At 35.5% G+C, this 24,731-nt stretch carries 23 protein-coding genes; 12 read left to right on the top strand and 11 right to left on the bottom strand.

What is annotated here, in order from left to right; translation table 11 throughout:
* Window positions 1-7 precede the first annotated feature (7 nt).
* The 5 genes from Q0972_RS00300 (at window position 8) to Q0972_RS00280 (ending at window position 7,215) form a co-directional block, all read left to right on the top strand.
* Window positions 8-1,000, top strand: coding sequence for a DNA-directed RNA polymerase subunit alpha (locus Q0972_RS00300; RefSeq protein ID WP_299361133.1), 993 nt, complete (start codon window positions 8-10; stop codon window positions 998-1,000).
* Between the two features lie 120 nt (window positions 1,001-1,120).
* Window positions 1,121-1,600 carry a 50S ribosomal protein L17 gene (gene rplQ / locus Q0972_RS00295; RefSeq protein ID WP_299361130.1) on the top strand — a complete coding sequence of 160 codons (480 nt, stop codon included), beginning with the start codon at window positions 1,121-1,123 and terminating at the stop codon, window positions 1,598-1,600.
* A 114-nt stretch (window positions 1,601-1,714) separates the two neighbouring features.
* Window positions 1,715-2,818 (top strand): glutamine-hydrolyzing carbamoyl-phosphate synthase small subunit, encoded by a 1,104-nt coding sequence (carA, locus tag Q0972_RS00290; RefSeq protein WP_299361128.1) that lies wholly within the window; start codon window positions 1,715-1,717, stop codon window positions 2,816-2,818.
* 218 nt (window positions 2,819-3,036) lie between these two features.
* A complete protein-coding gene (eno, locus tag Q0972_RS00285; RefSeq protein WP_299361126.1) occupies window positions 3,037-4,329 on the top strand; it encodes a phosphopyruvate hydratase in 1,293 nt (430 codons plus the stop codon).
* Between the two features lie 183 nt (window positions 4,330-4,512).
* Window positions 4,513-7,215 carry a T9SS type A sorting domain-containing protein gene (locus tag Q0972_RS00280; protein WP_299361124.1) on the top strand — a complete coding sequence of 901 codons (2,703 nt, stop codon included), beginning with the start codon at window positions 4,513-4,515 and terminating at the stop codon, window positions 7,213-7,215.
* Window positions 7,216-7,219: 4 nt separating this feature from the next.
* Here the strand turns inward: Q0972_RS00280 and Q0972_RS00275 are convergent, their stop codons facing one another.
* Entirely contained in the window at window positions 7,220-7,900 is a 681-nt protein-coding gene (locus tag Q0972_RS00275) for a DUF481 domain-containing protein (protein ID WP_299361122.1), read from the bottom strand.
* Window positions 7,901-8,187: 287 nt separating this feature from the next.
* Here Q0972_RS00275 and Q0972_RS00270 point away from each other — a divergent pair, with 287 nt between their 5' ends.
* The 3 genes from Q0972_RS00270 (at window position 8,188) to Q0972_RS00260 (ending at window position 11,820) form a co-directional block, all read left to right on the top strand.
* A complete protein-coding gene (locus Q0972_RS00270) occupies window positions 8,188-9,474 on the top strand; it encodes a citrate synthase (RefSeq protein ID WP_299361119.1) in 1,287 nt (428 codons plus the stop codon).
* 62 nt (window positions 9,475-9,536) lie between these two features.
* Entirely contained in the window at window positions 9,537-10,448 is a 912-nt protein-coding gene (locus tag Q0972_RS00265) for a dimethylarginine dimethylaminohydrolase family protein (RefSeq protein WP_299361117.1), read from the top strand.
* A 55-nt stretch (window positions 10,449-10,503) separates the two neighbouring features.
* The gene (locus Q0972_RS00260) at window positions 10,504-11,820 is read left to right on the top strand and encodes a hypothetical protein (protein WP_299361115.1); all 1,317 of its coding nucleotides are present in this window, start codon (window positions 10,504-10,506) and stop codon (window positions 11,818-11,820) included.
* Here Q0972_RS00260 and Q0972_RS00255 read toward each other — a convergent pair whose 3' ends face one another.
* From Q0972_RS00255 to rsfS, 6 genes are all read right to left on the bottom strand, one after another.
* Window positions 11,821-12,087, bottom strand: coding sequence for an acyl-CoA-binding protein (locus Q0972_RS00255; RefSeq protein ID WP_299361112.1), 267 nt, complete (start codon window positions 12,085-12,087; stop codon window positions 11,821-11,823).
* Window positions 12,084-12,737 (bottom strand): phosphatidylserine decarboxylase family protein, encoded by a 654-nt coding sequence (locus Q0972_RS00250; RefSeq protein ID WP_299361109.1) that lies wholly within the window; start codon window positions 12,735-12,737, stop codon window positions 12,084-12,086. Before Q0972_RS00250 ends, Q0972_RS00255 begins: the two co-directional genes overlap by 4 nt.
* On the bottom strand, window positions 12,727-13,548 hold the full coding sequence (locus tag Q0972_RS00245; RefSeq protein WP_299361107.1) for a phosphatidate cytidylyltransferase: 822 nt from the start codon (window positions 13,546-13,548) through the stop codon (window positions 12,727-12,729). The genes Q0972_RS00250 and Q0972_RS00245 overlap by 11 nt, the downstream gene beginning before the upstream one ends.
* Window positions 13,548-14,156, bottom strand: a complete 609-nt coding sequence (locus Q0972_RS00240; protein WP_299361104.1) for an LUD domain-containing protein — start codon at window positions 14,154-14,156, stop codon at window positions 13,548-13,550. Before Q0972_RS00240 ends, Q0972_RS00245 begins: the two co-directional genes overlap by 1 nt.
* Window positions 14,157-14,259: 103 nt before the next feature.
* A complete protein-coding gene (gene ftsH, locus Q0972_RS00235; protein ID WP_299361101.1) occupies window positions 14,260-16,203 on the bottom strand; it encodes an ATP-dependent zinc metalloprotease FtsH in 1,944 nt (647 codons plus the stop codon).
* A gap of 17 nt (window positions 16,204-16,220) precedes the next feature.
* Window positions 16,221-16,592, bottom strand: a complete 372-nt coding sequence (gene rsfS / locus Q0972_RS00230; protein ID WP_299361098.1) for a ribosome silencing factor — start codon at window positions 16,590-16,592, stop codon at window positions 16,221-16,223.
* A gap of 92 nt (window positions 16,593-16,684) precedes the next feature.
* On the opposite strand from rsfS, the gene Q0972_RS00225 reads away from it, so the two are divergent.
* Window positions 16,685-17,416, top strand: a complete 732-nt coding sequence (locus Q0972_RS00225) for a biotin--[acetyl-CoA-carboxylase] ligase (protein ID WP_299361096.1) — start codon at window positions 16,685-16,687, stop codon at window positions 17,414-17,416.
* On the opposite strand, the gene Q0972_RS00220 is transcribed toward Q0972_RS00225, so the two are convergent.
* Together Q0972_RS00220 and pyrE are read right to left on the bottom strand one after the other, a co-directional pair.
* Complete coding sequence (locus Q0972_RS00220; protein WP_299361095.1) at window positions 17,413-17,808, bottom strand: SRPBCC family protein; 396 nt, start codon at window positions 17,806-17,808, stop codon at window positions 17,413-17,415. The genes Q0972_RS00225 and Q0972_RS00220 overlap by 4 nt on opposite strands.
* Window positions 17,809-17,832: 24 nt before the next feature.
* Entirely contained in the window at window positions 17,833-18,477 is a 645-nt protein-coding gene (gene pyrE, locus Q0972_RS00215) for an orotate phosphoribosyltransferase (RefSeq protein ID WP_299361092.1), read from the bottom strand.
* 120 nt (window positions 18,478-18,597) lie between these two features.
* Between pyrE and Q0972_RS00210 the strand changes: the two genes are divergently transcribed.
* Both Q0972_RS00210 and Q0972_RS00205 read left to right on the top strand, forming a co-directional pair.
* Window positions 18,598-19,179 carry an NUDIX domain-containing protein gene (locus Q0972_RS00210; RefSeq protein WP_299361089.1) on the top strand — a complete coding sequence of 194 codons (582 nt, stop codon included), beginning with the start codon at window positions 18,598-18,600 and terminating at the stop codon, window positions 19,177-19,179.
* A gap of 126 nt (window positions 19,180-19,305) precedes the next feature.
* Window positions 19,306-21,228 (top strand): T9SS type A sorting domain-containing protein, encoded by a 1,923-nt coding sequence (locus Q0972_RS00205; protein ID WP_299361086.1) that lies wholly within the window; start codon window positions 19,306-19,308, stop codon window positions 21,226-21,228.
* Between the two features lie 61 nt (window positions 21,229-21,289).
* Here Q0972_RS00205 and Q0972_RS00200 read toward each other — a convergent pair whose 3' ends face one another.
* Window positions 21,290-23,041 carry a M14 family metallopeptidase gene (locus Q0972_RS00200; RefSeq protein ID WP_299361083.1) on the bottom strand — a complete coding sequence of 584 codons (1,752 nt, stop codon included), beginning with the start codon at window positions 23,039-23,041 and terminating at the stop codon, window positions 21,290-21,292.
* A gap of 112 nt (window positions 23,042-23,153) precedes the next feature.
* Here Q0972_RS00200 and ctlX point away from each other — a divergent pair, with 112 nt between their 5' ends.
* Window positions 23,154-24,086 (top strand): citrulline utilization hydrolase CtlX, encoded by a 933-nt coding sequence (gene ctlX / locus Q0972_RS00195; RefSeq protein ID WP_299361080.1) that lies wholly within the window; start codon window positions 23,154-23,156, stop codon window positions 24,084-24,086.
* Here ctlX and Q0972_RS00190 read toward each other — a convergent pair.
* Window positions 24,083-24,715 (bottom strand): chromophore lyase CpcT/CpeT, encoded by a 633-nt coding sequence (locus Q0972_RS00190; protein WP_299361077.1) that lies wholly within the window; start codon window positions 24,713-24,715, stop codon window positions 24,083-24,085. The genes ctlX and Q0972_RS00190 overlap by 4 nt on opposite strands.
* Between the last annotated feature and the right edge of the window lie 16 nt (window positions 24,716-24,731).

Raw genomic sequence — 24,731 nt, 5'->3', positions numbered from 1 at the left:
AACAACAATGGCAATATTAAATTTTCAGAAGCCTGACAAAGTAATCATGATCTCTTCAACTGATTTTGAAGGGAAGTTCGAATTCAGACCTTTAGAGCCAGGATACGGATTAACAGTCGGTAATGCTTTACGTAGAGTATTACTATCGTCTTTAGAGGGTTTTGCAATTACATCAGTGAGAATAGAAGGCGTAGACCATGAGTTCTCTACAATTTCAGGTGTAGTTGAAGATGTTACTGAAATGATCTTGAACTTAAAGCAGGTTAATTTTAAGCGTCAAATTGATGAAGTTGATAACGAAACCGTTACAATTTCAATTTCAGGACAAGAGCAAATCACAGCTGGTGATTTTCAAAAGTTTATTTCAGGATTCCAAGTACTAAATACAGATTTAGTTATCTGTAACTTAGATCCTAAAGTAAATATCAATATGGAGTTAACGATTGAGAAAGGAAGAGGTTACGTTCCTGCTGAAGAAAATAAAAAAGCTTCTGCACCTATAGGAACTATCTTTACGGATTCTATCTACACACCAATAAAGAATGTAAAATACAGTATTGAAAACTTCCGTGTAGAGCAAAAGACGGATTACGAAAAATTAGTTTTCGAAATTCAAACTGATGGATCAATTCATCCAAAAGATGCATTAACGGAAGCCGCTAAGATATTAATCCACCACTTCATGTTATTCTCTGATGAGCGCATTACACTTGAAGCGGATGAAATTGCACAGACAGAGACTTATGATGAAGAATCACTTCACATGAGACAATTGCTGAAGACTAAGTTAGTCGACATGGATCTTTCTGTGCGTGCCTTAAACTGTTTAAAAGCAGCAGAAGTTGATACATTAGGTGATTTGGTATCATTCAATAAAAACGACTTAATGAAATTCAGAAACTTTGGTAAGAAGTCTTTAACAGAGCTAGAAGAACTAGTAAATGTTAAGGGGCTTAACTTTGGAATGGATTTAAGCAAATATAAATTAGATAAAGACTAACGATTGTTATTCCTGCATAGGCAAGAATCTCATTCAAGTAAGTATAATTATTATTAATCATATTTTGCTCTTCCGACAGAAATCGTCGGAATTTGGTAGCAAGATGATAAAACAAAAGTCATGAGACACGGAAAAAAATTCAACCATTTAGGTAGAAAATCTGCTCACAGAAAAGCAATGTTAGCTAATATGGCTTGTTCTTTAATTGAGCACAAGCGTATTAACACAACAACAGCTAAGGCTAAAGCTTTAAAGCAGTTTGTTGAGCCTTTGATTACAAAATCTAAGGAAGATACAACGCACAACAGAAGAATAGTAATGTCTAGATTAAGACAAAAACAAGCTGTTGCAGAATTGTTTAGGGATGTTGCTGCAAAAGTAGGTGATAGACCAGGTGGATACACAAGAATTATCAAGTTAGGAAATCGATTGGGTGATAACGCTGATATGGCAATGATAGAATTGGTAGATTATAACGAGCTTTACAATGCTGGTAAACCTGCTAAGAAATCGACGCGTAGAAGTAGAAGAGGTGGTGGTAAGAAAGCTACTGCTGCTGTTCCTCCAGTAGAAACTCAAGCGACTAACGAAGAAGAATAAATGTTAATAAGCATTGATAAATATCAAGGATAAACTATTTCAGTTTATCCTTTTTTTTTGGATTTTTGTAAAACTTCATTCCTGTCACGTCAGGAATCTCTATAAATACTGCACATGAAATACAAACAAAGAAAGAAAGCACTAATTTTATTAGCAGACGGTACTATCTTCTATGGAAAATCTATAGGTAAGGAAGGTACAGCATTTGGTGAAGTATGCTTTAATACAGGGACTACAGGTTATCAGGAAATTTTTACTGATCCATCGTATTACGGACAGTTGATGGTGACCACAAATGCGCACATAGGTAACTACGGTACCAAGGAAGATGAGATCGAATCTGATACAGTAAAAATAGCAGGCCTCATTTGCAAGAATTTTAGCTTTGAGTATTCTAGACCTGGAGGTGATGCGTCGTTAGAAGCGTTTTTTGAAGAACACAATACCCTAGCCATTTCTGATGTAGATACTAGAGCATTAGTAAGTTATATTAGGGATCATGGAGCCATGAATGCTGTAATCTCAACCGAAGTCGATAATATTGAAAGCTTGAAAAAGCAATTAGCCGAGCAACCTAATATGGAAGGCTTAGAATTGGCGTCCCAAGTCTCTACTAAAGAGCCTTATTATTTTGGTAATGAAAATGCCAAGTATAAGATTTCTGCATTAGATATAGGCATTAAAAAGAACATTTTAAGAAATTTGGCAAAAAGGGATGCCTATATAAAAGTGTTTCCACATAATTCTAAGTTTGAAGATTTAGAGGCCTTTAATCCAGATGGTTATTTTATATCTAATGGGCCTGGCGATCCAGAACCTTTAGTTGAAGCACAAACTGTGGCTAAAGAAATCATATCTAGAAACAAACCCTTATTTGGTATTTGTTTGGGGCACCAAGTTATTGCCTTGGCCAATGGCATTTCTACCTATAAAATGCATAACGGTCACAGAGGAATTAACCACCCCGTTAAAAACTTAATTACAGGCAAGGGCGAAATCACCTCTCAAAACCATGGTTTCGCTATCAACAGAGAAGAAACAGAAGCTAATGCTAATGTTGAGATTACACATGTGCATCTTAACGATGACACGGTTGCAGGCATTAAGATTAAAGATAAAAACTGCTTCTCAGTACAGTACCATCCCGAGGCTAGTCCTGGGCCAAATGATTCAGTGTATTTGTTCGATCAGTTTATAGAAAATATCAAAAACGCTTAATAGAAAAAACGCAACAAAAATTAAGTTCTGTTGCGTTTTTTTAGTTGCGAAAACATTATCGTAAATATTAATCGCAATTATGATTTTTGTTCTGTTTTACGGTACATAATTTCGTAATTTTGACTGGCATGAGTATGTTATGCTGTCCCGATGGCTATCGGAATGTTTCAGTATATCTTACTTGTTTATTTTGATTAAATAACTAAAACAATTTAAAGATGAGCATTATAGTTAATGTACACGCAAGACAAATTTTAGATTCTAGAGGTAATCCTACCGTAGAAGTGGATGTGGTTACCGAAAGCGGAATTATGGGAAGAGCCGCTGTGCCTTCTGGCGCCTCTACAGGTGAGCACGAAGCCGTAGAGTTGAGGGATGGTGGCGATACCTACATGGGCAAAGGCGTTTTAAAAGCTGTTGAGAATGTTAATTCTGTGATCGCTCAAGAATTATTGGGGGTGTCTGTGTTTGAGCAGAATGCCATAGATCAATTAATGATTGATTTAGACGGTACAAAAAATAAATCCAAATTAGGTGCTAATGCTATATTAGGCGTATCATTAGCCGTTGCTAAAGCAGCAGCTAACGAATTAGGCATGCCATTGTACAGATATGTCGGAGGTGTATCTGCCAATACACTGCCAGTACCCATGATGAATATCATTAACGGCGGTTCGCACAGTGACGCACCAATTGCATTTCAAGAGTTTATGATTATGCCAGTAAAGGCTAAAAACTTTACACATGCTATGCAAATGGGCACCGAAATTTTTCATAACCTAAAGAAAGTATTACACGATAGAGGGTTAAGCACTGCTGTTGGTGATGAAGGTGGATTTGCACCAAATTTAGAAGGCGGAACAGAAGATGCTTTAGATTCAATAAAACTAGCCGTTGAAAAAGCTGGTTACACCTTTGGTGAGGATGTAAAGATTGCCTTAGACTGTGCAGCAGCAGAATTCTATATTGATGGCAAATATGACTATAAAAAATTTGAAGGGGAGTCGGGTGTAGTTAGAACATCGGCTGAGCAGGCAGAATATATTGCTGAGTTGGCTTCTAAATATCCAATTATCTCAATTGAAGATGGTATGGACGAGAACGATTGGGAAGGATGGAAGTTGCTAACTGATAAAATAGGTGATAGTGTACAATTGGTAGGTGATGACTTATTTGTGACCAATGTAGAGCGCTTATCAAGAGGTATAGAAAACGGTATTGCTAATTCGATATTAATTAAGGTGAATCAAATTGGGTCCTTAACCGAAACTATAGCCGCAGTTAATATGGCAAAAAATGCAGGTTATACCTCTGTAATGTCTCATAGGTCTGGTGAAACCGAAGATAATACCATTGCCGATTTAGCCGTGGCATTAAACACAGGACAAATTAAAACAGGTTCTGCTTCTCGTTCTGATAGAATGGCAAAATACAACCAGTTATTGCGTATTGAAGAAGAGCTTGGTGATGTGGCTTATTTTCCTCAAGAACAAGCGTTTAAGGTGAAGTAATAGCCTTCAAATTATACACAAATTTAAAAACCTATTCATTGATTTGAGTAGGTTTTTTTGTAGGTAAAAACGCATTCACGAGGTAACAGTCATTTAAACAGTATTTGTAAGAAAATACAAATTCATTTCTTTTTTTGACGCAACCATTTCGGTCAATCGACATCTTTAAAGAAATCAATCGCTATGAAATCACTTCTATCTCTTCTTCTATGTATTTCCCTTTTTAGTACAATACAAGCTCAAATTGTAGACATTCCAGACCCTAATTTTAAGGCAAGATTATTGCAAGCGAGTTCCTCTTTGGGTATTGCTTTTGATGCTGATGACAATCCTGTAACTATTGATACTAACAATAATAGTGAGATCGAGGTGCAGGAAGCTTTGCAAATATTTAGGCTAAGCATAATTAATCAAGATGTTTCGGACTTAACGGGTATCGAAGCATTCACTAGTTTAAACCATTTGTCATGTTGGGGAAATGATTTACAGATAATAGATATTTCTTCAAATAGTAACTTACAATTTTTGAGTTTGAGAAACAATCAATTAACAAGTATAGATGTATCCCAAAACCCAAATCTAATTAATCTATATTTATCAGATAATTATTTGACCAGTATAGATCTATCTCAAAATATTGATTTAGAATATCTATCAATTTCAGAGAATGAGTTAAGTAGTTTAGACATTTCTCAAAACCTCGATCTTGAATTTTTAAATTGTGATAAAAATAATATAACGGTGTTAGATGTATCTCAACACGTGAGTTTGAAACAACTGAGTTTTGGTAATAATGAAATTAGCAATGTGGATGTGGCTCAATGTCTTAACCTGGAAGTATTTGAATGCCATTCCAATAATCTCACAACCCTCGATGTGACTCAAAACCTTAACCTAGAGAATTTGAGATGTAATTCCAATAACCTCTCAAATCTTGATGTTACTCAAAACCCTAATTTGGTGTCTCTAAGTTGTAGTTATAATAACCTCTCAAATCTTGATGTTACTCAAAACCCTAATTTGGTATCTCTAAGTTGTAGTTATAATAACCTCTCAACGCTCAATGTGGAACAAAACCTCAATTTAGAATCATTAGACTGTCGATACAATAATTTAGCACTACTAGATGTGTCTCAAAATGATAACTTGGAGTATTTAGTTTGTTCTGATAATCAATTAACAAATATTGAAGTAGCCCAAGATCAAAACATTGATTTTTTATCTTTTTCTGACAACCAAATGTCTTATTTCGATTTCTCTTTATTACCTAATCTTACGAAATTCTTTTGTTCAGATAACTTATTGACAGAATTGGATTTAAGTAATAACAATGAACTAGAATCATGGAGCTGTGAAAATAATCAAATTACAAATATTAATATAAAAAATGGAGGAGTCTCATTTGATGAGAGTACTATATTTTTTTTATTAGATATTTCGAACAATCCCATTGAGTTTATATGTGCAGATGAGGAAGAGATATTGGTATTTCAAGAATTCACAAATTTTCAAGGCCCCATAAGCACTCATTGTACCTTTGCACCTGGTGGTGATTATAATACCATTTCGGGAATTGTAAAGTTAGATTTAGATAACAATGGTTGCGCTAATTCAGACCATGACTTAACAAATGTAAGAATTCGCGTAGATGATGGGACACCTTTAGGCTATACGTTTTCTAACCAATTGGGGGAATACACTTTTTATACAGAAACAGGGAATTATCAACTAACCCCAGAACTTGAGAGCCCAGATTTTTTTAATGTCTCTCCTTTAAATACAGTTGTTGATTTCACAGACTTAAATAATTCGGTGAGTCAAGATTTTTGCATTACGCCCAATGGCATTCATAATGACCTCGAAATAGTTATTGTTCCCATTGTTCCAGCCCGACCTGGATTTGATGCGGACTATCAAATCGTATATAAGAACAAAGGGAATCAATCACTTTCGGGCAATATTAACTTCAACTATGATGCTGCAGTTTTAGACCTTATATCAACATCTGAAACACCTACTTTACAGAGCTCAGGTAGTCTTTCTTGGGATTATGTAGACTTAATTCCGTTTGAAACTAGAGTTATAGATCTCGTACTTAATGTTAATTCACCAATGGAAACTCCTGCAGTGAATATTGGTGACATGTTGGATTTCACTGCAACCATTAACCCAGTTGCCAACGACGAAACAGCTAATGATAATACATTCATTTTGCAAGAGGTTGTAATTGGTTCGTATGATCCCAATGACATCACTTGCTTGGAAGGAGACGTGGTATCGCCAGACAAGATAGGCGAGTATTTACACTATAATATTCGATTTGAGAATACAGGTACTGCTCCGGCAATTTTTGTGGTAGTAAGAAATGATATTGATGAAGCGCAGTACGATTTAAGCTCTTTACAAATATTGAATGCATCTCACGACATGTACGCCAGAATTAATGGAAATAGAGTAGAATTCATATTTGACGATATCAATTTGGCACCTAATGTCATAGGTAACATACTCTTTAAGATTAAAACACTATATACGTTAACCGTTGGTGACGATGTTGCGCAACAAGCCGAAATCTATTTTGATTATAATTTTCCCATAATCACCAATATAGCCCAGACCAATTTTCAGGTGCTATCTACTAATGACCTCAGTTTTGATAGTTCAATTAAAATATATCCGAATCCTGCTAATGATTTCATCACTATTGATGCTTCACTGCCAATTGAGAGGATTAAAGTTTATGATATTCAGGGTCGACTTATAGAAACCAATGTATTCGATTCAACGGATGTAGAGGTAGATGTTTCAAATTATGTAAATGGTGTATATTTCTTAGAAATTAATTCGAGTGTTGGAAGTACGGTAGAAAGAATCATCAAAAACTGAATGACTAAAATGTATACAATAAGCCATTAGTCAATTCAAATTGAGTCTCAGGTACAGCAGATGTCACAGGAAAAGCATCATGAAAAAAATTAAAGTTGACTTTAAAGGCCAAGTCTTCAAAAATTCTAAATAGCAATGAGGTGTTACTCGAAAAACGATAGTCCCTAAATGCGTCTATTCTCGGCTGGTAATAACTTGTACTGATAATGGTAATGGTTTCTGTGGGATAAAGACTGAATGACAAATAAGCACTACCTCTTATGTCCTCCTGTATACGATCGGGAATAGCATTTGATGCCTTTTCATATTCGTACATCATCAAAGTGCCTAAATAGAATCTGTAATTGTCATTTTTAGATAACTTAAAACGAGGTCCAGTACCTACTAGGCCTCTAAAACCAATTTCTGAGATGGCATCATACTGCCCTTGTGCAAACACTTCCCATTTTGTTTTTTCAGAAATTTTTCTATTATATCTGAGGTGTTGTGTACCTCGATTTACCAAAGAATTATCTTCAATCTTCTGTAGGTTAAGATCGTTGACAAACAGCCAAAAGTTAATATCATTGTCATACTGTATGTGGGCTTTATTGGCAATCCTGAAAATGTCATTAGTGTTTCTAATTAGTGATACATCCAAACTAACCGATCCTGTCCATTTAGTAGAGTCACTGGGTCTGCGCATAGACTCAACATTGATAACTTGCGAAAAGCTAAAAAATGGGATTAGCAAAAAGAAAATTTTGAGGTAATTCATCATTAACAGTTAGGGGAACAAAATTAACAATAATGTCTTTCTATTCAAGATTGTTGCAATTAAAGCTCAACAATCGCCCCCTAAAAAAGAATACAATTTAAGCTGTTTTTGCCAAAGCCCAATATTGTTAAATCGGTTATAAATCTGCTTCCGAAATCGTTTGAGATTTCGTAAATTTACAATCCTTAAAAAAACACTAAAAACAAGTAAAAAATATGTCAGATACAGCGACCTTAGAAATTAATGGCAACTCTTATGAATTACCTGTAAAAATAGGTACTGAAAATGAAGTTGCTATTGATGTCAAAACTTTAAGAAGTGCAACAGGAGGTGTTATTACCATTGATCCAGGTTACAAAAATACTGGAAGTTGCGAAAGTGCCATCACCTTTTTAGATGGTGAAAAAGGAATTCTAAGGTACAGAGGGTATTCTATAGAAGAATTGGCAGAGAAGGCAGATTTTCTTGAAGTGGCTTATCTTTTGATTTTTGGTGAATTACCAACTAAGGAAGAATTAGATAAATTTCATTCGGACATCAAACACCATTCTGTGGTTAGTGAAGATATAAAGAAAATTATAGATGCTTTTCCTGTTTCTGCACATCCAATGGGAGTGTTGTCGTCGCTGACTAGTGCATTAACTGCATTTAATCCTTCATCTGTAGATGTAAATTCAGATGAAGCCATGTATAATGCCATTGTCCGAATTCTAGGTAAGTTTCCTGTTTTGGTAGCTTGGACTATGCGAAAAAAACATGGTCTACCACTAGAATATGGTGATGATAATCTCGGATATGTTGAGAATGTGTTAAAGATGATGTTTAAGAGCCCAAATAAAGAATACGAGCAAAATCCAATTCTAATAAATGCATTAGATAAATTGCTGATTCTCCATGCCGACCACGAGCAAAATTGCTCTACATCAACTGTGAGAATTACAGGTTCTTCTCACGCAGGCTTATTCGTATCCTTAGCGTCTGGTATTTCAGCACTTTGGGGTCCATTACACGGTGGAGCTAACCAAGCGGTATTAGAAATGCTAGAAGCGATTAAGGCCGATGGAGGTGATACCAAGAAGTATATGGCCAAGGCTAAGGATAAAAATGATCCTTTCCGACTAATGGGTTTTGGTCATCGTGTTTATAAAAACTTTGATCCAAGAGCAAAAATTATAAAAGTTGCTGCTGATGAGGTTTTAGGAGATCTTGGAGTTGAAGATCCTATTTTAGATATTGCCAAAGGACTAGAAAAGGAGGCTCTAGAGGATCAATATTTTGTTGATAGAAAGTTATATCCAAATGTAGATTTTTATTCAGGTATTATTTATAGAGCTATGGGTATTCCTGTAGAAATGTTCACCGTAATGTTCGCTTTGGGTCGTTTGCCCGGTTGGATTGCGCAATGGCGCGAAATGCGTTTGCGAAAAGAGCCTATAGGAAGACCTAGACAACTTTATGTTGGCGAGACTTACAGGCCATTTAAAACTATTAATGAACGATAATCTTATAATGTAAATATCTAAAGGCTTCATAAAACTATGGAGCTTTTTATATTTTAAACCTTATGAACTTAAACGTACAAAACGAGACATCCCGTCTTAGAGCCGTTATCCTTGGAACTGCAAAAAGCAATGGACCTACACCTAAAGTTGAAGAGTGCTACGACCCTAAAAGCCGTCAGCATGTGTTAGCAGGGACTTACCCCTTAGAAGCCGATATGATAAAAGAAATGGATGCTGTTGCTGAGGTATTAGAGAAGCATAATGTTAAGGTTTACAGGCCTGAAGTTATCGAAGATTACAATCAGATTTTTGCAAGGGATATTTCCTTCGTTATTGAAGATAAGATAATCATAGCGAATATTTTACCAGATCGTAAGCGCGAAATAGAGGCTACAGAATATGTATGGACCAATGTCGATAAATCCAATAGAATCATATTGCCAGATGCATGTCATGTCGAAGGGGGTGATGTTATGCCTTGGAACGATTACATCTTTATAGGAACGTATTCTGGTGATGATTACCCAGATTATATTACAGCCCGGACTAATATAGAGGCTGTAAGAGCAATTCAAGAGTTATTTCCACATAAAAAGGTAAAACCATTTGAGCTGAGAAAATCTAATACCGATCCTTATAATAATGCGTTACATCTAGACTGTTGCTTTCAACCAATCGGTAAGAATAAGGCCATTATCCATAAAAATGGATTTTTAGTTGAAAGTGAATACCAATGGTTAGTGGATTATTTCGGAAAGGAAAATATTTTTGAAATCAGTAAGGAAGAAATGTACGATATGAACAGTAACATATTTTCCATTTCCGAGGATGTCATTATTTCAGAACAAAACTTTACCAGATTAAATGCTTGGCTTAGGCAAAATGGTTTTATGGTTGAGGAAGTCCCATATGCTGAAATTGCAAAGCAAGAAGGATTGTTGCGTTGTTCTACGATGCCCTTGATAAGGGATTAAATAAATCAATTTGTTTTTGTGGGAAATTTCAATATTATTGTAGTCCAAAACTATCATGATGAAGAAATTTCTGTTTCTATTACTATTATCCTTTGTTTATGTAGGTAGTAGTCAAGTAAGTTTTCAGCAAGGATACATAATTGATAACACAGGCAAAAAAGTACAGTGTTACATACAGAATAAGGATTGGAAAAGAAACCCTACATCTGTAACTTATAAAACAGATAAGAGTTCTCCAGAAGAGATCCTGACCATAAATCAGATAAAAGAATTTAAGATTAATGATACAGATCATTTTTATAAACAACATAAGATAACCAAGCAACTCGTAGGTCCATTGTTTGAAGAAATGCAACTCAGCAACAGTTTTGTTCTGCTTAGGGTTTTGGTTGATGGTGAGTCTAGTTTATATGAAATCCATAATAAGGGAAAATACTTCTTTTTCTATGAAAAGGATGATGGACTTGTTTTCTTGGACTATAAAAAAACGATTGATGAAAACAACAGAGTTAGAGAAAACGCACCGTTTAAGAGACAGCTCTTTGATAATTTTAAATGTGATGATTTTATTTTAGAAGATTATTCTAATTTAAGGTATAATAGTACCAATCTATCAGATTTTTTTACTGACTACAATAAATGTAAAGGTGAAGAATACACTAATCTACACGATCAAAGAACAAAACCAAAAATCAGTTTAAAGCTAAAAGGAGGCTTAAATATAAACTCTAATCAGATTAATACAAATGCAAGTTCATATGTACTTTCATATAGCGGCCCTCCACCTTTTTCTATTAATCCAGTAGAAGAAGAAATCGTCAGAACCTTTGGTGGTGAAGAAGATTATGGTGACAATACTAACCACCTTTCTTTTGGAATGGAATTGGAAGTTCGCTTACCTTTTGACCAAAATAATTGGAGCGTATTTTTAGCTCCAAATTATCAAAATGTATCTGACATGAATAGTAGTAGCAGTTTTTCGGAATCCAATGTTGCAGATTTTGAAATTATATCCAATCTGTCGTATTCATTTTTTCAAATACCGATAGGACTTAGACGTTATTTCGATATAAATAATAAGTTGGAAATTTATGCGCACATAGCCTACACACAAAATAGAGTTTTAAGCTTTGACCAAAGTTCTCAACTTATTGAAACACCAACTTCTTCAACATCATATGACCTACGAGAGGTAAGAAGTGATCGAGATAGTGATGCCAACAATTCTGGAGGTTATATAGGGATCGGTTTAAACCTATTAGGTAAATATGCCCTAGAAATAAATTATTACTCGTTAAATCTAAGTTTAGATGATGCGAACCAAATAGATATGAAAGGTTTGGCAATTAATGTATCTTACGCGATTTTTTAATTATTTACGATACAAAAAGTAATTGTTCACAAGTTTAATATACTCTTCCTTTGCCTCGTCCTGACTTATATCTTTCACTTGAAAAAGAGCGTTGGTTTTAAAGGCGTTAATGATGGGTTTGCGACTGCTTGGTCTGCCATAATCGTTAGTGGCTTTTTTGTAATAGGCATAAAGTCGAAGTAAAAAATCAGCAGGGAACGGTTCGGTATGTGCATTGATACGTTCCACAGCGTCTTCAAACTCTATTTGCAATTCTTCTGGTGTCATTTCATCTCAGCAATGATACTTTCGCCTCCTCTAACTTTTTGATTGAGTTTTACCTTTATTTGAGCATCTAAAGGTAAAAATAAATCTACTCTAGACCCAAATTTTATAAAACCAGAATCTGCACCTTGAATAACATTGGCATCTTTTTTTGCATAATTAACAATACGCTTGGCCAAAGCACCAGCAATTTGTCTATAAAGTACTTTGCCAAAACCCTCGTTTTCAACAACTACTGTTGTACGTTCATTTTCTTCACTCGACTTAGGATGCCATGCCACTAAATACTTTCCCGGATGATATTTACTAAAGCTAATTCGACCGCCAATAGGATAACGGGTTACATGTACATTTAAAGGAGACATAAAAACAGAGACCTGAATTCGCTTATCCTTAAAAACTTCATTTTCCATAACTTCTTCAATGACCACAACCTTACCATCTACGGGAGATAATGCATGTTTTTCATTAGCATGTGTATAGCGCTTTGGATTTCTGAAAAATTGAAGAATGAGAATAAAGATAATGAGAATGGTTATCATCAATCCTTTTCTAAGCCATTCATTAGTAATAAATTCATCGATTAGGAAAAATGAACCAACAACTATAACCAAAGTAATGAATATAATTTTATGACCTTCTTTATGAAACATAGCTTAAGATTCTTAAAAACAAATAAATAAATGGTGATGTAAAGATAATACTATCTAGTCGGTCTAATAACCCTCCATGCCCAGGCATTATTACGCCACTGTCCTTTACACCGGCTTGTCGCTTAAATTTAGATTCTATTAAATCTCCCAAGGTTCCCAAAACACTTACTATTATTGCCAAAATGAGCCAACTTGTAAAGTCTAAGGTTTCTGTATATAAAAAAATAAAGTAGCTTGATATGCAAGCAAAAAATAAACCACCTAAAAAACCCTCAACTGTTTTTTTAGGTGATATCCTCGGAAATAATCTTTGTTTGCCAAAGTTTTTACCAATTAAATAAGCAGCACTGTCATTAACCCAAATTAAAACAAATCCTCCAAGCAGAAGTTGTGGCGTAAACACATTTTGGTAGTTCGCAATAAGCAACATAAAAATAAAACCACTTGTTAAATAAAATGTCGTTACGATGTAACTTTTAGAACTAAATATTGGAATTTTCTTAGCAGTAAATAAATCCTTTATAAGTATAAGATTTACAAAGATGGTAATAACCAATAAAATTTGAATGGCTTCGTCACTACCATTTATGTCTTTCTTCCAAAGGCACAAAAACCAAAACCCTCCAAAAAACAATATAAATACAATATACTGCGCATATGATTTAAGATGAATCAAATTGCTAAACTCAACGAGACTTAAAACACCAAATACAGCTAACAACGCTGTTAAAGCATTTTGCATATAAAGCGAACCGATAAGCAATAGAACATAGATAGCGCCCGAGATAGCTCTTATGGATAATTCTTTCATTATAAATCCTCTAAAAGAAGAAGGTAGAGGTCTTTGGCGCTACTTCCATAAGTTAGAAAATCTTTGTCATCAGCAGTTTTAAAATGCTTAATGGTTGTAATGTTTGTCGGTATTTTAGTTTTACTCTTGGCTTTTATACCTTTTAATCCTTCTCCAATATTCTCTACAAATTGACTCGTAGTAGCATAAATGATAAAATGCTCTGGTAATTCCTTAAGTTTTTTCTCGGCTATTTGATTTGAGGAAATTAGTAAAGAGCCATCATCAGAAATTAGATACTCACAGGTAGATAAAAAGTATGCGCTTTCAGAAATTTTGGTTGTGCTATTGAGCTTAAAGTCTTTGAAAAGAGCAGATAAGCGTTCGTCGATTAGAAAAACTTTATCGTTATGCCATTGATTTTCATCTAGTATAGAGTTGAAGCTGTCCTTAACTTCATCCATATTTTCACAATACAAAAATTTACCGCCATTGGCCTTAAAATTTATGGTAAAGCGTTCATCAGCAGGCAACTTAAGCTCTGGCATATATTTGCCACGCTCTTGATTTGGTATTTGTTCTTCAGACGGATTAGATTTTCTTCCGAAGAGTTTACGAAATAAGCTCATTTAATGACTGCTAATAATCTATTTTTTGAGGGGATTTCCAAATATAAAAAAACTTAAACTAACTAGCAGTCAATTTAAGCTTTTTATATGATTAAAATGCTGTTTACTCCTCTTCTTCTATGGTATCTTCCTTTTTATCAAAAGTACGTTTTCCAAATATTTTTTCGAGGTTATCCTTAAAAATCACTTCTTTGTCTAGTAAAACTTCTGCAAGTTCTGTTAACTTGTCTTTGTTCTCTTCGAGAAGTCTAACGGCTCGGTCGTATTGCTCTTCAATAATATCAGATATTTCTTTATCTATAAGTACTGCGGTTTCTTCACTATAAGGTTTTGTAAATCCATATTCAGATTGTCCAGAAGAATCATAATAAGTAAGGTTACCTACTTTATCACTAAGACCATAGATAGTAACCATTGCTCTTGCTTGTTTTGTCACTTTTTCTAAATCGCTCAATGCACCAGTAGAGATTTTTCCAAAAACTACCTGTTCGGCAGCTCGTCCACCTAAAGCGGCACACATTTCGTCCAACATCTGCTCTGGTCTTACAATAAGACGCTCTTCGGGTAAGTACCAAGCAGCACCAAGAGAACGTCCTCTAGGAACGATAGTCACTTTAACAAGTGGGGCTGCATGTTCTAGCATCCAGCTAACGGTAGCATGGCCAGCTTCATGGAACGCAACCGCTCGCTTTTCTTCTGGCGTAATAATTTTATTTTTCTTCTCTAGACCTCCAATGATTCTGTCTACAGCATCTAGAAAATCTTGCTTGTTTACTGCTTTCTTACCTTTTCTGGCTGCAATCAAGGCTGCTTCATTACAAACATTGGCTATGTCGGCACCAGAAAAACCTGGGGTCTGTTTTGCTAAGAAATCCACATCGAGTGTTTCATCTTTTTTTAGAGGGCGTAGATGTACTTCAAAAATTTCCTTACGTTCTCTTACGTCTGGAAGATCGACATAAATCTGTCTGTCAAATCGACCGGCACGCATTAAGGCGTTGTCCAGTACATCAGCCCTGTTAGTGGCTGCTAATACAATAACATTGGTATTAGTGCCAAAACCATCCATTTCGGTAAGCAGTTGATTCAATGTATTTTCACGCTCATCATTAGAGCCCGAAAAATTATTTTTTCCTCTTGCTCTACCAATAGCGTCAATCTCATCTATAAAAATAATCGAAGGCGATTTTTCTTTAGCTTGCTTAAATAAGTCTCTAACACGCGAAGCACCTACACCTACAAACATTTCAACGAAATCAGAGCCTGATAATGAGAAAAAAGGTACTTTGGCTTCACCTGCTACTGCTTTGGCCAATAATGTTTTTCCGGTTCCGGGAGGTCCTACCAGTAATGCGCCTTTAGGGATTTTTCCGCCTAATGCAGTATATTTCTCAGGGAATTTTAAGAAATCAACAATTTCCTGGACTTCTTCTTTGGCACCCTCTAAACCAGCAACATCCTTAAAAGATGTTTTCGTATCTGACTTTTCGTCAAAAAGCTTAGCTTTAGATTTTCCAATATTAAAGATTTGTCCACCTGCACCACCGCCTGCACCTGAAGACATACGCCTCATTATAAAAATCCATACACCAATGATTAAAATAAATGGTAATAGGGTCAATAAGAAATCGCCCCAAACATTTTGTTCTGTTTCGTATTTAACCTCAGTGTTAAGACCGTTTTCTTCAATACTTTGTCTAATATCTTTTTCAAAATTCTGAAGATCACCAAACTCAAATTTGTAGTTTGGAATTGGTGTGACCGAAGGCAAAATGGTCTTTGGTTTGGATTTTTTATGAATCTCTTGCTCTTGAGCTTCTTTGGTTAAATAAACTCTTGCTTCACGTTTATTAACAATCTCAACTTTAGCAACATCACCTCTGTCTAAATATTCTAGAAATTGTGAAGGTGTGGTTTGGGTACCTGTAGATCCACCAAAACCTCCAGAGAATAATTGAATAGATAAGAATACTGCTATTATTATCCCATAAATCCAATAAGGATTTACTTTTGGTTTTTTATTTAAATTTTTATTGTCTTTTGCCATTATTAGCCTTTTCTCTTTTAGTAACTCGTTTCTATTTGCGTCATTTTAGCGTCTCCCCAAAGACTTTCAATGTCATAGTAATCTCTAATGTGTTTTTGAAATATATGTACAACAACATTAACATAATCCATTAAAACCCATTCAGCATTATCTTTACCTTCTACATGCCAAGGCTTGTCCTTTGTGGTTTTGCTAACTTGTTTTTGTATGGAGTTGACGATCGCGTTAACTTGTGTGTTTGAAGTACCTTCACAAACTATAAAATAATCACAAACCGTATTTTCAATATCTCTTAAATCTAAAATTGTAATTTCTTTTCCTTTAACCTCTTCTATTCCACCAATAATTGTTGTAATGAGTTGGTCTGCACTAGTTTTTTCTTTCGTCATTAAATTGATTTAAATTTATGCAAAGTTATTATTTTTTTAGTTCTTGTAGGTTCTAATTCTCATAAGAAAACTATAAAATACAACGCATTTACATGTATATAATCAAACTTGATGCCATTGATTCCACAAATAGATATCTAAAGGATATGGCTTCGGTTGCCATACCAGAAGATTATACTGTAATTGTTGCTGAGCAACAGTCTGCTGGGCGAGGGCAAATGGGCACAAAATGGGATTCTGAGATAGGTAAAAACCTTACCGTCAGTGTGTTTAAGAAGTTTGGGGATTTTAAAATAGAAAATCAGTTTTATATTAGTATGGCGGTATCTTTGGCTATCTGTAAAGTGCTCAGATCATTTAAAATCCCCCAACTTTATATTAAGTGGCCTAACGACATTTTGTCAGCAAGCCAAAAAATATGTGGAATTCTAATAGAAAATGTCATAAAAAATAATCGGTTTAAAGGTTCTATTATTGGCTTTGGACTGAACATCAATCAGAAGTTTTTTGATGATTTACCTCAAGCTTCATCTATGAGTTTGTTAACAGGAATTATCTATGATAAAGATGAAGTATTATCCAAAGTTTTAAATGAACTTCAGTTTTATTTCAACTTGTTGGAATCCCAAAAATATGAAGAGATAAAAATACAATATGAAGCACTTCTTTTCCGTAAAGGAAAACCATCAACATTTAAGTGCAGCAACAATAAAACCATATCGGGCATTATACAAGGTATATCCGAAACAGGAAAATTAATGGTATGGACCGAAGATGGCAGTGTTAAAACCTTTGATTTAAAGGAAATAACTTTGCTGTACTAGAATGCAGTTTTCATGTTGGTAACCAAAGTCTCAATGAACTTGCTTATAGGCCCTTTAATCATCATGGCCATCATGGCATTAAATTCGCCATTGAAAACTAGTTGAACTTCACTTCTATCAGTTTCAGTTTCCATAATGTTACCCACGAGAGAAAAATCTAATTTTCCTCCAGCTGCGCCCAATACAATTTTGTTGTTTGGTGTGGCTTCCTTTTTCTTTAAGGTAATTTCTGGCATACCTTTTAGGGCAAAAAGAAATGTATCTTCCTCTAAAACCTGAAACTTACTGATGTTATCGGGCATCAAACTTTCAAAATTCTTCACATCAGATAAAAAATTGAACGTTTCTTCGCTGGATTTATCTAATAGTATTTTGGGTGATTCTAAATTCATTTTTTTGTTTTTTGAAAGTATATATCAATTTGCGTTCCATTCACTTGGATTAGAATTCCATTGTGCTAAAATGTCTTGTTCTTTTTGAGTAATATAGTTTGTGTCTAAAGCTTGTTCTAAGAGGTTTTCGTAATTGCCTAGCGTGTAAAGTTCAATCTTAGCATCATCAAAATTTTTTGCTGCAACGTCAAAACCGTATGTAAATATAGCAACCATTCCCTTTATGTTAACTTCAGCTTCTCTGAGCGCTGCTACAGCATTGAGACTGCTTTTTCCAGTACTTATTAAGTCTTCTATAACTACGACCGACTGTCCTTTTGTTATTTGACCTTCAATTTGGTTTTTGCGACCATGTTTTTTGGCTTCAGGTCTAACGTAAACGAAAGGAAGGTTAAGATATTCGGCAACTAAGGCACCAATACCGATTGCTCCGGTAGCTACACCAGCAATAACATCGGGTTTTCCATAATGAGCTTCAATGTGTTTGGCCATGGTTTCCCTGATATAATTCCTAATTAAAGGATAAGAAAGAACAATTCTGTTATCACAATAAATTGGTGATTTCCATCCAGATGCCCAAGTAAACGGGTTATTGGGCTGAAGTTTTATGGCATTTATTTGTAATAAAACCTCGGCAGTTTTTTTTGCGGTTTCTTTATTCAAGATCATTTTGCAAAACTAATGAAATTTATAAGTTTTAAAATTTAAAACGAAATTAATTCTAACTTTAAACTAGGTTAGTTAAAAAATAATACTTTTACAAAAGCAAAGCCATAACTAACCAAATCCATGTATACTGTTTATGTAGGAAACAAGCCTATAATTTTGACGACTAAGGTCGAAAAAGAAACAGATTTTAAATCCTTTCTTTTGAAATCTGTCAATATTGGTAAAGTCATTAAAACGCTTAACACTACTGATTTAAAAGCTGTCCATTTGATACATGATAATCCTGATAAGCTTTTAAAACACTTTTTAAAACTATTGCCCAACGTAATTGCTGGTGGCGGGAAGGTCTATAACGCTAAAAATGAAATTTTGTTTATTTATCGAAATAGCAAATGGGACTTACCAAAAGGTAAGGTAGAACAAAGAGAATCTATAGAAGAAACAGCAATACGCGAAGTAGAGGAAGAAACAGGTGTTAAGGGACTAAAAATCACCAAGCCTCTTTCTACTACCTATCATATTTTCAAACGGAATGGGAAACACAAAATTAAAATTACCTATTGGTTTGAAATGAAAACCAAGTTTGATGGTAAATTGTATCCTCAAGAAAAAGAAGGTATTACACAAGTGAAATGGCTAGATAGCCAAGCATCTCAAAAAGCCCTCGAAAATAGCTACGCAAACATCAAAATATTAGTTTAATCGGTTCATCAGTAAAAAGTTACTTTTCGTCCGATTTCTTGTTAATAATTCTTAAATTTTAAAAGGGCTCAAAACATCGATTTATATTTTGTTTAACTTTATTGTAAAATAATTAAACAAAAAGCAATGAAAAACAAGTTACTTCTAGAGACCCCAAATCTAAAAGTCAACCTATTTGTTTTATTTTTTAGCGTTTTTATGTTCGGCTTTTCTCAAACCGAATCTCGATGGTGCGGTGATATTGAGAGTTTTGAATTTACCAATGGAAGCCAATCGACACAAATTAATAATGGCGGATCATACGAAATCTCTGAACTACCAGAAGATTTTTATCTCAATGCCCATGTTGAAGGTTATTCACAAAGCCTTAAATACAAGGTGAGAAACTTGGGTACGGGTGAAGTCTATCAAATTGTTGAGAATGTACTACCATATACATTCCCAGCTGGTGGTAACGAATGGAATTTAGGAACGGGGACTTTTAAAGTTACGGCAAGTTTGTATAGACGTAATCGGGCTAGAGGTTGGATTTGCGATAGAGATATTATAACGTTCACCATTACAGAAACTGAAGAATGCCTGGCCGATGCGGGGACCTTGACGGCTACCGATACACAGGTATGCTCAACGGGCGAGGTAACGATCTCAGCGCACCCTAGCGGCGATGCATTTGTGCCAGAAGGCTTCAGCACATTGTTTGTGCTCACCAGAGGCGATGGGCTTGTGATAGAGCAGGTGGGCGGTACACCCGAGTTTACCGTAATGGGCGGCGGCGACTATACGATACACACCTTGGTCTATCCAGATGGTCTTGACCTAAGCATCGTCCAGCTTGGCGTGACCACGGGCTTCGATGTCAATGGGCTTTTGATACAGGGTGGCGGCGAGCTATGCGCATCGTTGGACGTAGCGGGCGCACCTATACATATTACCAATCCCGATGCGGGGACCTTGACGGCCAATGAGAGCAGCGTAACGCTAGAGGGCGGTTCGGCAACGATATCCGCGACACCAAACGGGGATGCCAACCAGCCGGACGGCTACAGCACGCTATTTGTACTGACCAGCGGTGCTGGCCTTGTGATAGAGCAGGTAGGCGGTACACCGGAGTTTACGGTAACGGAATCGGGCGACTATACGATCCATACCTTGGTATATCCAAATGACTTGGATCTGAGCATAGTTCAGTTGGGCGTAACCACAGGCTTTGACGTCAACGGATTGTTGGTACAGGGAGGCGGCCACGTATGTGCGGCACTTGATGTACCGGGCGCACCGATACATGTTGAGGAAGAGGAGGCATGCTTAGCAGATTCTGGGACGTTATTTTCAGATCATCCAATACAATGTTTGGATGGAGGAGTTGCAACCCTATATGCTCAGATAGCCAACGAACCCGTAATTCCTGAAGGTTATTCACAATTATTTGTATTAACTCAAGCTTTTAGTTTAACAATTCTAAACGTTTCTTCTGCACCAGAATTCGAAGTAACTAACGCAGGATTTTATAGAATACATAGTTTAGTTTATGATCCAAGTACGTTAGATTTAAGTATCGTTCAATTTGGGCAAACAACAGCATTTGATATACTGCCGTTGTTACAACAAGGGGGTGGAGATATTTGTGCTTCATTAGAAGTTAGGGCTCCAGCATTTTTAGCTTTACCCAAAAGATTCTGTAGTTTTTTTAATATCTTATTTAAAAACAACCAAAAAATAAATCCAGAAGTCGAGGCTGTAAATAATTGGGTAGTTCAGTTTGATAGTTACAATAGTTTTGAAAAGTCAATGTTAAATGAATTAACAGAAACTTCCGTATATCCAAACCCAGTAAGACACAACTTGAATATTAAAACAACATTACTAGAAGATGAGACTATTAATTATTCAATTATCGATATGCAAGGACGTATATTAAAACGTGGGGTTATTACATCATTATCCGACAACGTACACCAGTTGGATATGAGTAAGCTAAATAATGGGACTTATATTGTTCAACTTAACTCAGAATTTAGAAACTTCACGACCAAGGTTCAAGTACATTAATAGCATTAATAATTACGGAGACTAAGGCTTTAAAGCCACCATTAATGGTGGCTTTTTAGATTTACTTAATACGATATATAGGGTATTGCAAGTGCGCTTTTTCGTAATGCTTGCTTTTTTTGTGTATCCAATCGAGTTGCGCATACCAATTGTTGGCAAACTCTTCATCATAGCTTATTTTAATATTATACTCGACTTGTAATTTTGGATTAGCCTTTAAGAGTAACTTTGCTTTGTCTTCCCAGACATAAGGAGAAAACCCTTCTTTTCGTTGTAAGATCGTATCGAAAAAATTCCAATTAAAAAATGAATCAGGTGCTGTTGGTTCTAAGGTTTCCAATACATATCGTATGGCTTTTTGGTCAGTCTCAATTATATAATCCCCCTTTCTAAAAAGTAATGTTTCTTCGGTCGTTTTTACTTTGGTATTGTAATGTGGATAATGACCTTCGTAAGCAGATGGCCTAGTTTGGTAGTCTTCTATTTTGTAGGATTCTACAGTTAGTGTAGTATCATTTTCAATTCTGAACAATTCAACATTGTTTAGTTTCAATAACTCGATTACATTATACCAACCTTGAGGAATAATATAAGCTTTTGGGATTGTTACTTCAGATGTTGGGATAAAGTAGTTTTGATAGGTCACATCTTTAGTAAATGGCTTTGAGTGGTCATATTTCAAACGCTGAGCACCAGTTAATTCACTTGGTATCATTTGGCCCTCGTAACCTTTAAATTTTAAGGTGGTTGACTTAGTAGTGTCAACCGTCCATGTTAATGCATAGTTATCTCCTGCTTTCCAGGTTTTTTCCTGATATTTTTTAGATTCTGCGATTTTTTCAGCATCTTCTTCTGTGATTTCTATCATACTCTTCATAAGTTCATAGGTACCTTCAACACGTTGTTTATAAGGTTTTAGCATATGTGTTTCTATCATCATACCCAAGGTGTTGAATAGTGTGGTATAACCTGTGGAGTAGCGAGGTGAATCCATAAATTGTGAAAAGCCCGAATCGGGCGTACGATTAAACACATTAACATAAGGTGTAATATCCCATTTCTTTTTTGCCAACTTTTGTTCTAGTTTAGGCATCATTTCTGTATGTAAATATGCACCTAAGTTACCACCTAATTTATTGTGCTGCGTAAATAAATGTGTCAGCGTGCATTGATGATCTGCACCATTGCTCACATGATTATCAATAAATACATCGGGTTGCACCATATGAAAAATTTGTGCAAAAGTTTTGGTGTTTTTGGTGTCGGACTTTATAAAGTCGCGATTTAAGTCATAGTTACGCGCGTTTCCTCTAAAGCCATATTCTTTAGGTCCATTTTGATTGGTTCTTGTACCTGAATTTCTATTTAAACTGCCACCGACATTGTAAATAGGAATGGTGACTAAAACGGTGTGTTTAGGTGCTTCAATCGTACCATTAACTAAATCCCTAAATAGCATCATAGTAGCATCAATACCATCAGATTCGCCAGGATGAATACCATTGTTTATCAAAATTATTCTATTGTTCTTTCTCAATCGGTCAAAGTTGTGTGGTGCTTCGGATGGATGATAGGTCACCAAATGTAATGGCTTGCCATAGTCGGTTTCACCTATTTCTGTAATTGAAATTTCTCCATAACTGTCTGCTAAATCCGTATAATATTGAATAGTCTCTTGGTAGGTTGCTGTTTCTAATCCATTGCTCTTCTCAAAAACTGTTGTAAAATCAACGTTAGATGCTTTTCCGTTGGTTTTGTTTGAATTTTCTGAACAAGACGTAAGGATAAAAAGAAAGACCAGAAATTTTTTCATGTTGTATATAATTGAGTTTCAAACTTACAGCTTTTAGGCTACAAAAATTGCGAATTGCGTAAAATTTGGATAAGAAAAAAGAGTAATTTTGCAAGACTTTCAAAATATAAGAATGCAACAGACAACCCATACGATTTTAATGATTCGTCCTGTAAATTTTAGGATGAACGAACAAACAGCGGTCAATAATTATTTTCAGGAAGACATGGATTTGAAGAATTCTGAAATTAATAAAAAAGCTCAGGAAGAGTTTGACGCATTTGTCGAAAAATTAAGGGCAGTTGGAGTTAACGTTATTGTTGAAATTGATGATGAGCTTAATGATACACCAGATTCTATTTTTCCAAATAATTGGGTGAGCTTTCACAATAATGGTGATGTGGTCATTTATCCTATGTTTGCAGAAAATAGACGTAAAGAAAGACGAGAAGATGTTTTTATAAGGCTAGAGGAAGAAGGGTTTAAAATTGAGCATATTGTTGATTATACCTCCGCCGAGGATGAGGGTGTTTTTTTAGAGGGCACCGGAAGCGTGGCCTTGGATCGTGTGAATAGGAAAGCATATTGTGCGCTTTCGCCAAGAGCAGACGAAGATCTATTTATAGAATTTTGTGAAGATTTTGAATACACTCCAGTGGTTTTTACAGCCAATCAGACGGTCGAAGGAAAGCGACTAGCCATCTATCATACTAACGTGATGATGTGTTTGGCCGAAAATTTTGCCGTGATTTGTTTGGATACCATTGACGATAAAAAAGAGCGTAAAAATGTGGTAAAACATCTAAAGGAAGATGGCAAGGAAGTGATTTCGATTACTGAAGCCCAGATGCATCAGTTTGCTGGTAATATGTTACAAGTACGAGGGGCTGGTGATCAGCGTTATTTGGTGATGAGCGAAGCCGCTCATAAAAGCTTAACTAAAGACCAGATTAATCGCATCGAAAAGTATTGCCCAATTCTTTCGAGTTCTTTAGAAACCATAGAGACCTGTGGTGGCGGTAGTGCACGCTGTATGATGGCCGAAGTGTTTTTACCGAAAGCTTAATCTAACTTGTTAAAGACATAAGGTCCCTTTTCGGCACCCCAAACATAGTTGCCGTCAGCATCAAAGCCCCTGTCCCAAGAGATTACTTTATCTGCTAATATTTCAACCTCGCTTCTTGCAAATGATGCACCGCGCATAGTACTTACACAAGTGGTGTCACCAGTTTTTCCCATAAAGTGTTTTTTAGAAACACGTTTTAGAATCACTTCGCAACCCTCCTTAAGCGCAATATCTTTTAAGGAAATAGAATCAAAAGCTGATGGTGTTTTCCACTTGCCGATCCAAAGAGAGTCTACATCTAAAGTATAGACAGCAGAGCTAAAGGTGCTGTCCGATACTCTCTTAACCTCGTAAATGCGTTGGCGATATGGTCTATTTTGCATACTGTTTAAAGCCTGTTCCACATAGAGGAAATGTCCTTGATCTTCCCAAATAGGATACATATGAAGTGAAATATTGTAATAAGTTGAATCTGCGTCTGCTTGTGCCGAAGAATTAAATGATCCTTGCATTAATGCGAATAATTCTTTAAGCTGTCTGTCTTTTTTAACTCCAGAGTTCACTCCTTTGTAAGTTCCACAGCCATAAATTGAAATTAAGATAATTATACAGGAAAGTAATCGTTTCATACATCTATATTTTGAG

It is taken from the genome of Winogradskyella sp. (assembly GCF_028282165.1).
In the GTDB taxonomy this organism is placed as follows: domain Bacteria; phylum Bacteroidota; class Bacteroidia; order Flavobacteriales; family Flavobacteriaceae; genus Winogradskyella.
Note: the sequence above shows the minus strand (reverse complement) of the source record. Positions and strands in the feature narration are given on the sequence as shown.